Source organism: Bacillus sp. CPT56D-587-MTF, assembly GCF_058792335.1.
Map to the genome: position 1 here is coordinate 3,964,068 of NZ_JBYTEF010000001.1, position 14,171 is coordinate 3,978,238.

Here is a 14,171-nt window from a genome sequence, read left to right on the forward strand (position 1 = left end):
ACACGAATCTATTACTATAGAAACTGTACATAGTGAACTTATTAACAATCACGTTTATTTATATAAAATCTTACTCGAAAGGAGTTGAAAGTATGAAAACTAAATATCGCTTTATGATCTCATCATTTGCTGCTTGCGCTTATATGATTTGGTATTTAGTATAATAACGACCTCACTTGCAAATAGGAAAAGGTGTGTATATAAATGGAATATAATCAATCAACAGTTAACTACTGGAAAGCTTTTGTATTACCATATACATTTGCTTTAGAAGAGTTAAAAACTAAATTTGAAATTATGAACCGGGAAGCTCAATTTCTAGAGGATTACAACCCGTTTGAACATATAAAAACAAGACTAAAACAACCTGAAAGTATTATTAAAAAACTAGAGCGCAAAAGCTTATTACCAACAGTTGAAAACGCTCAAACACATTTACAAGATATTATTGGTATTCGTATTACATGTTGCTTCGTAGAAGATATCTATCATTTGAAAGAAGTCATTCAAAAACGCGAAGATATGGAAGTCATAGAAGTAAAAGATTATATCGCTAACCCAAAACGAAACGGATATAAAAGTTTACACATGATTATTAAATACCCTTTATCACTAAATTCTGGTACAAAAGATGTATTTGCAGAAATTCAGTTACGTACACTAGCAATGGACTTTTGGGCAAGTTTAGAACACAAACTTTATTATAAATATGAAGGGAAAATACCGGAGTATTTAAAAGATGAACTACATGATGCAGCAATGAAAGCTGAAGATCTTGATAATAAAATGGCCACAATCCGTCAAGATATTGATGATATTGAGGCATGCTCAAATCAAATTATGCTACCACTATAAAAAAAGGTTCTCGCCAATGAGAACCTTTTTTCTACCATTTTGGGAAGTACGACTCCTACACTTATTAAAGTTTCACGTTATTTTTTCTCTATTGTTCGAACCTCTTCAATCTTCCATTTATCCTCTTCTTTTCCAAGGGCATACTGTACTTTTTTTTGAAGAGTGATACTGTCGTCTACTTCCTTTTCTTTCGTTTCAACAATAACATACCCTACTTTACTAACTTTCATATCTATATGTTCCAATTCAATTTTCTTATTTCCCTTTTGAAATGCGGCTTCTTTTTGTGTTTTTAAGTCTTCAGCACTAGGCATCTTCTTTGAAAATAACTCCATATGTTCTGCAAGATTTTTTTCATTCGTCGTTCGCACAAATGTATGAATAACATCTTGAATAGATCTCTCTTCTTCTTTTGTTATTTGTACCTTTTCCTCAGTTTTTTTAGTAGTAGATTTTTGTTCTACATTATTCTCTTCTTGTTGACATCCAACTAGTAATACTACAAATACTAAAAGGAATCTTAATTTCCTAAATAAATTTTTCATATTCCCAACTCCTAAAAAGAAAAGTGAGGCATTTCGCCTCACTTTCGCTCTTAATTAGCGTCTTCCTTTATTCGGATCGCCGCCGCCAACAATATCAAAGACACGTTTCGCTATATTTGTATTCTCTTGAACGCCAGAGAACAAGTATTTACCTGGACCAAATGCATATACGTTCACATCTTCCCCTGTATGTCCACCCGTTGTCCAGCCTGTAACCGAGCGCTTATTGAAAATATCTTCAATTGCATTATCAATCTTTGTTACATCTTTTGAAGGAGCTATATCATTTACAGCTTGAATTTCTTCTGGAGTTAATTGTAAATCAATATACTTTTTCAATGTTTCTTCTACATTTGCACCTTTTGCAATCTCATTTGCCATAAAGTCTGGTGTACGCTTTGCAGCTTTAATTGGATCTACTTTAAAGTTATACTCGCCATTGGCACCTAAAGATAATCCACCAGTAGCGTGATCTGCCGTTGCAACAACTAACGTATTTTTATCTTTTTTCGCAAACTCAATCGCTGCTTTGAAAGCTTTTTCGAAGTCTTCCATTTCACTCATTGCACCAACAATATCATTATCATGTCCAGTCGATTTGACTTCCTTCCACCATTAAGAAGAAACCATTTTTATTTTTGTTCAAACGCTCAATTGCTGCATTAGTCATTTCTTCTAATGAAGGTGTTTTCTCATTACGGTCAATCATTTTATCTAATCCACCTGGTGCAAATAAACCAAGAATTTGATCATTTTTATCATTTAACAATTGATCTCGATCCGTTACATAGCTATAACCAGATTTCTTGAACTCTTCTGTAAGATTACGATCTTTTCTAACAAAGTTCTTTACGCCGCCGCCAAGCATAACATCTACTTTATGCTTCCCTTTAATTTTCTCATCAAAATAATCATTTGCAATTGCGTCCATATTTTTACGGCTAATGTCATGCGCACCGAAAGCAGCTGGTGTTGCATGTGTAATTTCAGAAGTTGCAACGAGTCCCGTTGATTTCCCTTTTTCTTTCGCTTGCTCAAGAACTGTTTTCACTTCCGCTTTATCATTATCAACTGCAATTGCAGCATTATATGTTTTAATCCCTGCTGACATAGCTGTTGCTGCCGATGCAGAGTCTGTAATATTTTCATGTTCATCTTCTGGGTATGTTTTTTGTGTTCCTACAAGATGCTTATCAAATTCTGTAGATTCCATTTCAAAGGTTTTTGGATTATCTTTCATATAACGGTGAGCCGTCATATATGAAGGGCCCATACCATCCCCAATTAATACGATAACATTTTTAATCTTTGCATTGCTTCCGTTCTCATCTGCATTAACCTCACTAGAACGAGTAAAATTCCATGTTGCTACCGAAGTAACTGCTAATGATGCCACAACTGCAAATGGCCATGCTTTTTTCACAAACTTTTTCACTGTCTTGTCCCCCTAATTAGGTTATTCATTTCCCACTATCAAATTTAATGGAAGACTATTAAGAGAAAATTAGCTGTATGTAAATTTTTTGTTAACTTATGTAAATATCAGTTATAATTTGTATAACTTTGTCTTTTTGTATCAATCATCCCGCCCTTTACAATTTAAATATAAACAAGTTGGATTTCATTTAACGTAAATCTCTTTTTTTACATTTTGACTCTATTTTTATGAAAATAAATAGAAATGCGGTGAGCCTTTATGAAAATAGTAAAGCTAAATGAGTCTTTTATTTTTGAATTACTTAATCTTTGCAAATCTGTTGGATGGTTACACGATGAAATTTTTATGAAAAAACAATTCGAAATGTATCTTTCTATCGGCACACTTGTAGGTTACATTCATGAAAACAAACTCATTGCGACTGGAGGAGTATTTCCCTTTCCAAGTAACTTCGCTTCCATTGGTATGTTAATCGTTCACCCTAATTTTCAAGGACGCGGATTAGGGCGCATGTTGCTAAATCATTGCTTGGAACAAATTCATCCAAAACAACCCATTGCACTTATTGCGACAAAAGCTGGCGAACCTCTATACACATCATGTGGATTTCAAACAGCAACAACGATTCATCGTTTTGAAAAGCAGACTATTAAGACGTATCCTTCTCACTTACAACAAGTACAAGAAGAGGACCTTATATCTCTTACTTCTCTGGATCAAATTGCAACTGGTATGAATCGTTCTCTACTTTACTCTTTGCTATTACCAAGGGCCGTATACTCTTTTAAAATTGAAAGAAATAACTGTATAGAAGCTTTTTCATTATGCATACAAAAGGGCAATATATTATGTATCAATCCACTTATCGCCAAGCAAGAAGAAGATGCTATCCAATTATTAAAAAAGATATGTGAATGTTGGAATGGTATAGTACGAATTGATGTTCCACACTCACAATTTACATTTCGTCAATTTCTTCAAACAGAAAATTTCCAAGAAACGCTCCTTTCACCTCTTATGATAAAAAATGGTAGCCAACTTCCTGGAAATCGTAATATGCTATTTGCTATGATAGATACAGCGTTATGTTAGAAAGGAGACACCTAATTGAAGCGATTTAGCTATTTTATGGTAGGTTGTCTTACTCTTACACTATTAGTAGGATGTAGTGCAGCAGAAAAGCCAGTAGAACAAGTTAAAAATACAATTACAGCGAAACTAGCTACCGAGGAAAAAATGGTAGAAATAGATGGTCAAACCATTTACTTTAAAAAGATTGGTAATGAAAAACCACCTTTACTTATGATTCATGGCTTTGGAGGGTCATCAGATGGTTTTCAAAAGATTTACTCCGATTTAGCAAAAGATCATACAATTATTTCTGTAGATGCTTTAGGATTCGGGCGCTCATCTAAGCCAATGGATTTTTATTATTCTTTTCCAACTCATGCAAATTTGTATTATAAATTAATGAAAAAACTAGGGTATGATTCATTCGCAATACTGGGGCATTCCATGGGGGGAGAAATTTCTCTAAATTTAACATATTTATATCCTGAAGCAGTTTCTCACCTTATTTTAACTGATGCTACAGGTGGCCCTCATACATTCGTTAATAAACAAGGCTCACCAAAACCACAATTGTCGACTGATTTAAATGCCGTTTCTTCTATTACAGATTATGATGAAAGCAAAGTGAAATTCAAACGTAATGATGAAGAGCATTATAATAAAATGAAATTATGGCCTAGACGTCTTAAAATTAATGCAAATGAAATAAAACAGCCAACTTTAATTATATGGGGCAGAAATGATAGTAGCGTTTCCTGGAAAGAAGGAGAAACGTATCATCAATTCTTAAAAAATAGCACTTTACATATTATTGAAAAAGGTTATCATGCACCATTTCGCCAAGAACCACAAGAATTTGTCGGGTATGTAAAAGATTTCTTTAAGAACAATCCGATTAAAGTTGAAAAATAACATAAACGGGTATCTCAAAATGAGATACCCGTTTTCATATATTAAGCAGCTTGCTTTTGGCGTTTTGGAGTTTTTGATCCTAATACTTTCGGGATAACGAAGCCATCCATTCCAAATTTCCCAGCGTTCATACCGGAAACAAGAACAAACATAGATAAGATAACCATCTCAGGGTTCACACCAATTGACCCACTAAACATATAGGAAAAGTTCATTACAAGACCAAAAAAGACCGCTGTTTTTGTTAAACAGCCTACAATTAAACCAATTCCGACTAAAATTTCTCCCCATGTTACAAGTGTATTAAACAAATCTACATTTGGAATTGCAAATTCTTGTAAGAATGATGCCCACCAAGATTGAACAGCCGGTTGTGCACCTTTAGATTTTTCAATTGCCCCTTGCAAATAACCTGTTGCATCGAATCCTTTTCCTTGTAGTTTACCGATTCCAGCCATTAACCATGTGTAACCAAGATATACTCGAATTACTGCTAATGCAAAAGAAACTGCTTTGTTTTCTCTTAAAAATTGAATAACCATATCTTCCTCCTAAAGTTGTAATTAAGTTAGTTACAGATAATATAATAACATTAGTTACTTATTTTTTAAACGTTAATTATGAATAATCTGTGACATGCGTATGAAACATTAAAAACTAACGTTTATATAGTAACTTTTATTACCTGTAAAAACTTGAACATATCATACCACAAGTGATAACCATTTTCATTGAAAAAAATGTAAAAAAATGTGAGTTAAATGTGAAACACGTTTATTCGAATATAGAATAAACGTGTTTCACACTAATTATAGAATCGAAATGTATGTGTCTCCTCATCAATTAAACTCGCTTCTTGAAAGGCTTCTTCTAACGTTTTCCCATGGTTAATAACCCCATAAAATAAGCGTATAGTAAACATAAGTGCTGCATTTCCATCTACATAATCAATCGATCCAATATATGATTTCGCACCACTATGTAAAAAAGACGTAACTACTCAGCCACCTTTCGGTGTCTTTTTTAAATTTTACTAGTTTCATATGCCTCCCATTTGTAAATACTGAGTATATCAAACAGGGGAGGTGAATCTTATGGTCGATCGAAAAATTATTTTAGATACATATAAAAAAGGACCTGAAGCTGTTATTTCTTTATTTGAAGAAACATTTTCTAAGTTAGAAAAACGTATACAAGAACTAGAAAATGCTTCAAAAAAAAACTCCAAAAATAGTCATAAGCCACCTTCTACAGATGGTTTGGGTAAGCCCGTTACAAAAAGTTTGCGCAAACCGTCTCATCGTCAAACGGGTGGCCAGTTGGGCCACAAGGGACATACTCTTGGTTTGACAGCGACTCCAGATCATACGATTACACATTCTCCTACATATTGTACTTGTTGTCATACTTCCTTGAACCACGAGCCTGTAAAAGGGTATCGCATTCGCCAAGTGTATGACTTACCACCTATTCAGATCGAAGTGACAGAACATAAAGTAGAACAGAAAGAATGCCCACATTGCCATTCTATCCAAGAAGCCCAATTTCCTTCGACAGTATCTCGTCCTGTTCAATATGGTCCAAATATAAAAAGACTGATTCCCTATTTAACGCATTATCAATGCATTTCTTTGAAGCGAACAAAAGAATTCTTTCAGGATTGTTTTGGACATTCTATAAGCGAAGGAACCCTGGTAAATCATACACAGGCTTTCGCTTCTCAATTGCAGCCATTCATAAAAGAAGTAAAGGAAAAGATTCTGCAGTCTCCTGTTGTCCATTTTGATGAAACTGGTATGCGTGTAGAAAACAAAACACAATGGTTACATACTGCCAGTACACCGGAGGTGACATTGCAACATATTCATCAAAAACGTGGAAAAGAAGCAATGGATGCTGGAGAAATCTTGCCATCTTTTTCTGGAATTGCGATGCATGATGGTTGGAAATCGTATGATGCGTATACAGATTGTCGTCACGTTTTATGTAATGCCCATCTCTTACGAGATTTACAAGGAATTATAGATAGTACTGGAGAACAATGGGCACAACAGATGCAGAAATTTCTAACGCAAGCGTTGACGATGAAAAAGCAATCCGAAGGTACCATGCCAAAAGCGACGCAAAAGAATCTGTTTATTATGTATCAATCCATATTGAAAGAACAACAGATTCTTTCCACGAAACAAAAGAAGAAAGGAAAGCAGACGCCTTCTCAAAATTTATGGAATCGCTTCGTCAAGTATTCTGACAGAATTCTAGCGTTTTTAGAACATCCAGCCATTCCATTTGATAACAATCAAGCAGAACGGGATATTCGGATGACGAAAGTAAAACAGAAAGTGTCTGGGACTTTCCGAAGTAAGAAAGGCGCAGAATCTTTTTGTCAGATACGAAGCTTTATGAGTACCATGAAAAAACAAAAACAATCGGTCTTACAAGCGATAAACCAAGTCATAGAAACTAGAACGGTTCCTTGGAATAACACGACTTCATAAGAGAATTTCTCTATTTGGCATAGATTCTTTCTCTGATTGGAGTATTTTCTTTTCATGTTTTCGAATCGGAAACATGTATTTGGCCTGTTTTTTTATTTGAAGAAGCTGAGTAGTTACAAAAAGACTTTGCTAGATTTTGCTCCCCTAACGTGCACCCGCTATTTACAATATGTGTATTATGCAATTTTGCATATTTATAAATTTCTTCTGTACCAAAATACCCTCTCGGTTCATCTTGTTCATATACTTCTTCGCCTAACTCTTCCATGACAAACTTCCCTTCTTCACCATGAAAGCAAAAAATAATATAATTAATATCGTTAAATAAGTTCTTTCCAGAAAGAACTTCCACAAAATCTTTCGGTCTACCAATCCAATATGTCACAACCCTTGCACCAAAATATTCAAGAGATGCTCGGATTGATTGCGCCTCTAAATCCGAATTAAAACCAACTACTAGTGCAACATTCAACATACAACCCCCATCCTATAATCAGCCCTTATCAATCAGAATTTTATGGGATAAATCCATTTCATATATGCCCGTTTCTTTCAAAAAATCTGATCTAGTTAAAACGACTTTCTGTAAATATTGCCTATATGCTGTAATTGTTCCATCGTGAGATACAATGCAAATTCTTTCCGCACCCAGTTCATAACACCAAAGAAGAAATTTATCTACTATTTGCTGAAAACTATTCTCTGAAATAGTGTTTATACCTTCCTTCCATAACTGATTATTTGAGCTTTTCTCTATCGAAAAATGCGGAAATAACTTTGTTATCATTCCCTGATCTACTATATAATCGCACGGTAATGTTCTCGCTTCTTCTCGATAAGGAAAAATACGCGGAGATACATATGGATGAACGATTTTTTGACAAGCAACTTTCGCACTCCATATTGTCGCCGTTTGCAAAGTTCTAAGTGTAGGACTAGCAATTAATATATCCGCCTCTTGTAATGGCACATTGCATTGAAGTAATTTAGCCTGATTCCTTCCTTCATCCGTCAATGGCGGATGAAGCACTTTTAAACTTGATGGCAAATCCCTTGTATGTTCTCCTTCCCCGTGCCGAACAAAGACAATTTTCATCCCCTTCCTCCTCTCATTATGAAATCCTCTTACATATTTCTTCCCTATCTCATACTTTATTCCTGCTATATGAAAACCAATATGTAAAAAACATTTGACATGAAACTTTGTAAAATATTACAATATTATATGTAAAAAACTTTTTACACAGAAAGGAGAATTACATATATGAAATGGATAATTGTCTTTATTGGAATGATTGTATGGGGATATATAAACGGCTTCTTTAGTAGTGATAAAACTGCTAATCCTTGGATTACAGATGATGAACGTGAAACAAAAATTAAGCAAAAAGCAATTACGGCAAGCTGGTCCGGTGTTTTTATGTTTTGTACCATTAGCCTCTTAAATAAATGGTTAGGTTTAAGCACAAACGATAAATCACCGTACTTACCAGACACTATCGCAGCTATTTTAAAAGAAAATGTAGAGTTACAAGTTTTACTCATGCTATTTGTTATGTATGGAATATTTTACTTACATTATCGAAGAAAATTAAGTGCCTAACTTCTAACTCATGATTATCCTCCTAAATGGTTATAGTAATCATGACAAAATGAAAGGAGAGATATAAACATGAGTAACTCGAATGAATTTTTAGATACACTACATGAAAAACAAGCAAAAGATGAACAAAATAGAAAGCGCCAAGGGAACGGAAACCCAGCGAAAAAAAAGCCAAATAAAACACATAAATAACAGTAAAAAACTGCCTAAAACAATCTTTTAGGCAGTTCTTTATTCTTCTTTTACCGAGATAACATTTCCCCAATTCCATTTCTCATAATACCATTCTGGTACATCTATATTTTCAATCCACTTCATTTCATGCTTTCCATCCTTATGAGCAAGCCATACATCCGCTTTCTTACGGTCTGAACGTATCCATATTAATTGATTACTCTTATTCATGAAGAGCGGATGATAATCTCCTTGCCTATGAGGTAGCTTTGTGATTCGATGTTGTTCGTCGCTTGTACTATCGATCTCATATAAAGATGGTAGTGGTCTTTTTTCTGGTGGAGTTTCTATTCCCGCCTCTTTTGCTCGTGAAACGATAATTACGTTATCATTCTTCCATGTAAAATCCCAATCGACATATCCTTTCGGTGTAAATGTGTTCTGCTGAAGTGCTGGCAATTCTTTCACTTTCAAATGTTTATTCTCTAATGCAACTCTCCCGCTTCCTTCAATATAGGCCAATATATTGTTGGCTGGCGCCCATTTGAACCATTGTGTGTTTAATAACATTTGATCTACCTTTTCAAAACGACTACCATCTGCACGAACTAAGCAAAGCGTATTGCTATCAGCTGACCATGAAGCTGTCGGTACTGCTAAAAATGAAATCCACTTTTGATCTGGCGACCACTGAAAGCCACTTGCAACTAATGCTAGGAAATCATCATGTTCATTTGGTAATGCATACAAATGCTTCATTTTGTGAGGATTCATATGTGCATCTTTTTGCACTTCATATAGCTGAGCCCCTGTCCATCCTGTTGGAAGTAAGTGTGCTTCAGAGGATACAAAAAACTTCTTTCCATCAGGATACCATGCATAATCTCCTACACCTGCCGATACATTTTCAAAATCTGTATTCTTTTTTTCTACATCAAATGTATGTAATGTACCTGTAAATATAAATGCAATTATATTTTCTGTTGGTGACCATTGATAATTCGATGCTTCTGAGTGAAACGGCGTAACTTTCTTTCCATCTTTCAACCGATATAACTCAAGAATACTTTGTTTCTTCCCTTTTACATACGCTAGCCACTCCCCATCATATGACCACTTCGGCCCTGTTATGTACTCTCCTTTTGTAATCTGTATTTCTTTCCCATCAACTTTAATCCAAAGATTATGATGACGAATAAAAGCAACTTTCACACTATTATTTTCTGCACTAGTAATAGTGATAGAACATAAAAACATAAACAACACTACACTACTACGTACTATTAGCCTTTTCATACCATCACTCCATTTCCCTCATAGCATTCCTCACTTTATCCCTACAATATGTGAAAAATATCGATTCGACATAATCAGAAAAAATTTCCCAAGAAATTTTCAATCCATAGAGGATTGGTATGAATTATGTCGAAAGTATAGTTTAGCCAACATTTATATGTATAATTTCTAACTAAAATGCAAGATTTTATTTCTGAATATTGGCACTTTTTATTAGGGGGAGTATCAATGAAAAAAACTACATCTACACTATTAAGCATGGCGCTTGTCTTTTCTAGTTTTGGAGCTTTAAGTGCTCATGCTGAATCACTACAAAAGGAGAAGCAATTTAGTCCACAATTAAAAACAACGATTGAACAGTGGTGAGAACATAAAATCGCTCAAAATGTTGAAACGAAAACAACAAAAGAAATATCAGTAATTGTAGAATTACAACATGCACCTCTCGCTGCTCAAAGTAATATTCAGCATGCTCCAGATTTACAAAATAGTAATGCACAGTCTTATCATGCTGAGCTCAAAAAAGCACAAGAAGATACGACTAAGAAAATAAAAGAAAAAGCACCTGGTGCAAAAATTAAAGAAGTGTATAATACGTTATTTTCCGGATTCTCTATTTCAATTCCTGGAGATCAAATTACCTCTCTTGCCTCTTTACCTGAAGTAAAAGCAGTCTATCCGAACTTAACATATAAATTGCATGAAACATCAAAAAGTGCTACTAACGAAGAAGCACCAAATATCGGTGGACCGACAATTGGTGCACCTGAAGCGTGGAATTTAAAAGATCCATTTGGCAAACCGCTTGATGGAAAAGGCATGAAAGTAGCCATTATCGACTCTGGCGTAGACTATACACACCCTGACCTAAAGGCAAATTATATCGGTGGATATGACACGGTTGATGAAGATAACGATCCAATGGATGGTAACGTACATGGTACTCATGTAGCTGGAATTATTGCGGGTAACGGAAAAATTAAAGGCGTTGCTCCAAACGCTTCTATTCTAGCCTATCGTGTAATGAATGACGGTGGAACTGGTACAACAGATGATATTATCCAAGGAATTGAGCGAGCAATTCAAGATGGTGCGGATGTGTTAAACCTCTCCCTTGGGCAGGATTTAAATGTACCTGATCAGCCTGTAACATTAACGTTAGAACGGGCAGCGAAACTTGGTGTTACTGCTGTCGTTTCAAATGGAAATGACGGACCAAAACCTTGGTCTGTTGATGCTCCCGGTAACGCAAGTAGTGTCATTTCTGTTGGAGCATCTACGGTTTCTATCCCGTTTCCAACATTCCAAGTAACTGGTTCCAGCAAAACATATCAAGGGTTACCATTATCAAAATCCGATTTTCCAATAGGAAATGATTCTCCTCTTGTATATGTTGGTTATGGCAATCCAAGTGATTATGCAAAACAAGATGTGAAAGGGAAATTCGCACTTATTTTACAAGGTACTTCTAGTACATTAGTAAAAGCAGAACAAGCGAAGCAAGCTGGTGCACTTGGTGTGTTATTAATCTCTAGCGAAAAAGAAATTAATATGATGCCGGAATATTTTTCACGTGAACATCTAGCTGTCCCAGTAATGCAATTATCAAATACAAATGGGGAAGAATTAAAAACTTTAATTACAAAACGAAAGAAAAATATAAAAATTGGACAACCAAAGCAAACAGAACTTATCGGTAACTTTAGTTCAAGAGGACCATCACAAGGAAGTTGGCTAATAAAGCCTGATGTTGTTGCACCTGGAGTACAAATTACTAGTACAGTACCGCGAGGCGGCTATGAATCGCATAACGGAACAAGTATGGCTGCTCCGCAAGTAGCTGGAGCGGTTGCCCTCTTGCGTCAAATGCATCCTGATTGGACGACAGAACAATTGAAAGCGGCTCTTGCTAACAATGCAAAAACATTACATGATGTCAATGAAAATACATACCCTGTTATGGCACAAGGATCAGGTTTAATTAACATTCCGAAAGCAGCTCAAACAAATGTATTAGTAAAACCTAACAATGTCAGCTTTGGTCTTATTAAGCCAAATAGCGGAAAAGTAAAACTGACGCAAAATGTTACATTACAAAACCTTTCTAGTAAAAAGAAAAGTTTTTCAACTCGTGTGGAGTTACTAGATGCAAACACAAACACAAACACAAAAGTAAAAGCTTCTGTCCCTTCATCGATTAGCATTCAACCGAATAGTAGTACCGAAAAACCATTTACTATCACTGTAGATAGCTCACTACCACAAGGTGTGTATACTGGAAATGTATATGTAAAAGAACAAGGGGCAAAAGAAGAAATTCGAATTCCATTCACATTTAGTATCGATCCTAAAGATTATAAACGTATCGATGGACTTGAAATTATTAATTCTACTTTTAGCCCAAATGGCGACCAAGTACTAGATGATAATCTCATCAACTACTATTTAGTTGCGCCTGTGGATGATGTAACATTGCATGCAAATTTAGTTACGAAAGAACGTGTAACGTATCAAGGGATTATCCATCAAGCTAAAAATGCAACTCCTGGATACAAACCTTTCAAATGGAATGGTACAACAACCGATGGAACTCCTTTAGCTGACGGGCTATATCAAATCGAAGCAGTTGCTTCTAATTCTGGCGGAGAAACAAAACAAACAGCTGCTGTATTTCTTGATCGAACTGCACCTAAGTTAACATACGAAGTTGACCAAGAAAATCTCGTAATTAGAGGAAAAGTTGATGATATTCTACTAGATTGGATGTCAGAATCTGGTTGGATAGCACCTGGTATTCCAGTGAGAATGCAATATGAAATTAACGGAAATGGTGTATGGGACCAGGCATTCCTGAACCCTTGGGAGAAAAGCTATGACATTTATTTCGATCGTACTCAATTACAAGAAGGAAAAAATACTATTCACATTGTAGCAACTGATGCAGCTGGCAATACCTCTAATTTAACTGTTAATTTAGAAGTGAAATAAAGTGAAACTTTAATCAGTAGAGATTTCGTTCATCCCCACTGATTATTACCCTTCACCAATCGGGAGTTACGGGCAGTTAATCTCCCATCTCACTTCTTTGCTCCAACCGAATTTTGAGGTAGGAATTTTACTGCTCATTAACACGAGATAAAAAATTTTTGTTGACAATTTTTTTAATATAGTTTTATAATACAAAACATAGTTTAGTTGAACGAATTATATATCGGCTTTGAAGGAATACTAGTAGCGACTTATATCACTGTCTCAGAGAACTGATGGTTGGTGCGAATCAGTACATATACAAGCGTGAATTACAATTCTGGAGCTTCTTTCCCGTAATGCTTTTTATGCATGAAGAGAAAGACGGATCTTTCCGTTATCGTAAAGTGAGTGGTAAACAATTAGTTGTTTACAAATAGGGTGGTACCGCGATTTTTATCGTCCCTATCGGATTTTCCGATAGGGACTTTTTTGCGTCCATCCTATTACACAATTTCATATATACGCGTTGAAAGAATCGCAGTAGTATCTTATATCCCTGTTACAGAGAGCTAATGGTCGGTGGAAATTAGCACATATATAAGTATGAATTACAATTCTGGAGCTTCTTTTTCGTAGTGCTTTTATGCATGAAGGAAAAGACGGAATTTTTCCGTTATCATTAATTGAGATGTAAGTATATTTTCACTTACAAATAGGGTGGTACCGCGATTCTTTCGCCCCTATCGGATTTTCCGATAGGGGCTTTTTCTATTTCTCACAGAAACAGATGTTAAATAATTCCGAATCTT

10 protein-coding genes, 4 pseudogenes and 2 other annotated features are annotated in these 14,171 nt (G+C 35.3%); of the genes and pseudogenes, 7 read left to right on the top strand and 7 right to left on the bottom strand.

Annotated features, from left to right (window positions below; all coding sequences use genetic code 11):
- Positions 1–204 precede the first annotated feature (204 nt).
- Complete coding sequence (locus AC3WVZ_RS20430; RefSeq protein ID WP_000456230.1) at positions 205–855, top strand: GTP pyrophosphokinase; 651 nt, start codon at positions 205–207, stop codon at positions 853–855.
- Positions 856–932: 77 nt separating this feature from the next.
- On the opposite strand, the gene AC3WVZ_RS20435 is transcribed toward AC3WVZ_RS20430, so the two are convergent.
- Positions 933–1,400 (bottom strand): hypothetical protein, encoded by a 468-nt coding sequence (locus AC3WVZ_RS20435; protein WP_000792894.1) that lies wholly within the window; start codon positions 1,398–1,400, stop codon positions 933–935.
- A gap of 54 nt (positions 1,401–1,454) precedes the next feature.
- Positions 1,455–2,835, bottom strand: a pseudogene (locus AC3WVZ_RS20440) (alkaline phosphatase).
- Between the two features lie 261 nt (positions 2,836–3,096).
- On the opposite strand from AC3WVZ_RS20440, the gene AC3WVZ_RS20445 reads away from it, so the two are divergent.
- Positions 3,097–3,930 carry a GNAT family N-acetyltransferase gene (locus AC3WVZ_RS20445; RefSeq protein ID WP_000706687.1) on the top strand — a complete coding sequence of 278 codons (834 nt, stop codon included), beginning with the start codon at positions 3,097–3,099 and terminating at the stop codon, positions 3,928–3,930.
- 15 nt (positions 3,931–3,945) lie between these two features.
- On the top strand, positions 3,946–4,821 hold the full coding sequence (locus AC3WVZ_RS20450) for an alpha/beta fold hydrolase (RefSeq protein ID WP_233935322.1): 876 nt from the start codon (positions 3,946–3,948) through the stop codon (positions 4,819–4,821).
- Between the two features lie 41 nt (positions 4,822–4,862).
- Here the strand turns inward: AC3WVZ_RS20450 and AC3WVZ_RS20455 are convergent, their stop codons facing one another.
- Positions 4,863–5,363: a DoxX family protein gene (locus AC3WVZ_RS20455; protein WP_000236592.1), complete on the bottom strand. Its 501-nt coding sequence runs from the start codon at positions 5,361–5,363 to the stop codon at positions 4,863–4,865.
- Positions 5,364–5,626: 263 nt separating this feature from the next.
- Positions 5,627–5,812: pseudogene (locus tag AC3WVZ_RS20460) on the bottom strand (delta-aminolevulinic acid dehydratase); the annotation flags it as partial.
- A gap of 103 nt (positions 5,813–5,915) precedes the next feature.
- Here AC3WVZ_RS20460 and tnpC point away from each other — a divergent pair.
- Positions 5,916–7,319: an IS66 family transposase gene (gene tnpC, locus AC3WVZ_RS20465; protein WP_100910632.1), complete on the top strand. Its 1,404-nt coding sequence runs from the start codon at positions 5,916–5,918 to the stop codon at positions 7,317–7,319.
- 97 nt (positions 7,320–7,416) lie between these two features.
- Here tnpC and AC3WVZ_RS20470 read toward each other — a convergent pair.
- Together AC3WVZ_RS20470 and AC3WVZ_RS20475 are read right to left on the bottom strand one after the other, a co-directional pair.
- A pseudogene (locus tag AC3WVZ_RS20470) lies at positions 7,417–7,794 on the bottom strand (delta-aminolevulinic acid dehydratase); the annotation flags it as partial.
- An 18-nt stretch (positions 7,795–7,812) separates the two neighbouring features.
- Entirely contained in the window at positions 7,813–8,415 is a 603-nt protein-coding gene (locus tag AC3WVZ_RS20475; RefSeq protein WP_000706238.1) for a histidine phosphatase family protein, read from the bottom strand.
- A gap of 168 nt (positions 8,416–8,583) precedes the next feature.
- Between AC3WVZ_RS20475 and AC3WVZ_RS20480 the strand changes: the two genes are divergently transcribed.
- Both AC3WVZ_RS20480 and AC3WVZ_RS20485 read left to right on the top strand, forming a co-directional pair.
- Complete coding sequence (locus AC3WVZ_RS20480; RefSeq protein WP_000871150.1) at positions 8,584–8,922, top strand: hypothetical protein; 339 nt, start codon at positions 8,584–8,586, stop codon at positions 8,920–8,922.
- Positions 8,923–8,991: 69 nt separating this feature from the next.
- Positions 8,992–9,114, top strand: a complete 123-nt coding sequence (locus AC3WVZ_RS20485; RefSeq protein ID WP_000071866.1) for a DUF4023 domain-containing protein — start codon at positions 8,992–8,994, stop codon at positions 9,112–9,114.
- A 39-nt stretch (positions 9,115–9,153) separates the two neighbouring features.
- On the opposite strand, the gene AC3WVZ_RS20490 is transcribed toward AC3WVZ_RS20485, so the two are convergent.
- Positions 9,154–10,392 carry an eIF2A-related protein gene (locus tag AC3WVZ_RS20490; RefSeq protein ID WP_000825713.1) on the bottom strand — a complete coding sequence of 413 codons (1,239 nt, stop codon included), beginning with the start codon at positions 10,390–10,392 and terminating at the stop codon, positions 9,154–9,156.
- 228 nt (positions 10,393–10,620) lie between these two features.
- Between AC3WVZ_RS20490 and AC3WVZ_RS20495 the strand changes: the two are divergent.
- Positions 10,621–13,380 (top strand): annotated as a pseudogene (locus tag AC3WVZ_RS20495) (S8 family serine peptidase).
- 220 nt (positions 13,381–13,600) lie between these two features.
- Positions 13,601–13,829: a binding site (T-box leader), on the top strand.
- Between the two features lie 50 nt (positions 13,830–13,879).
- Positions 13,880–14,107: a binding site (T-box leader), on the top strand.
- Positions 14,108–14,171: the final 64 nt, after the last annotated feature.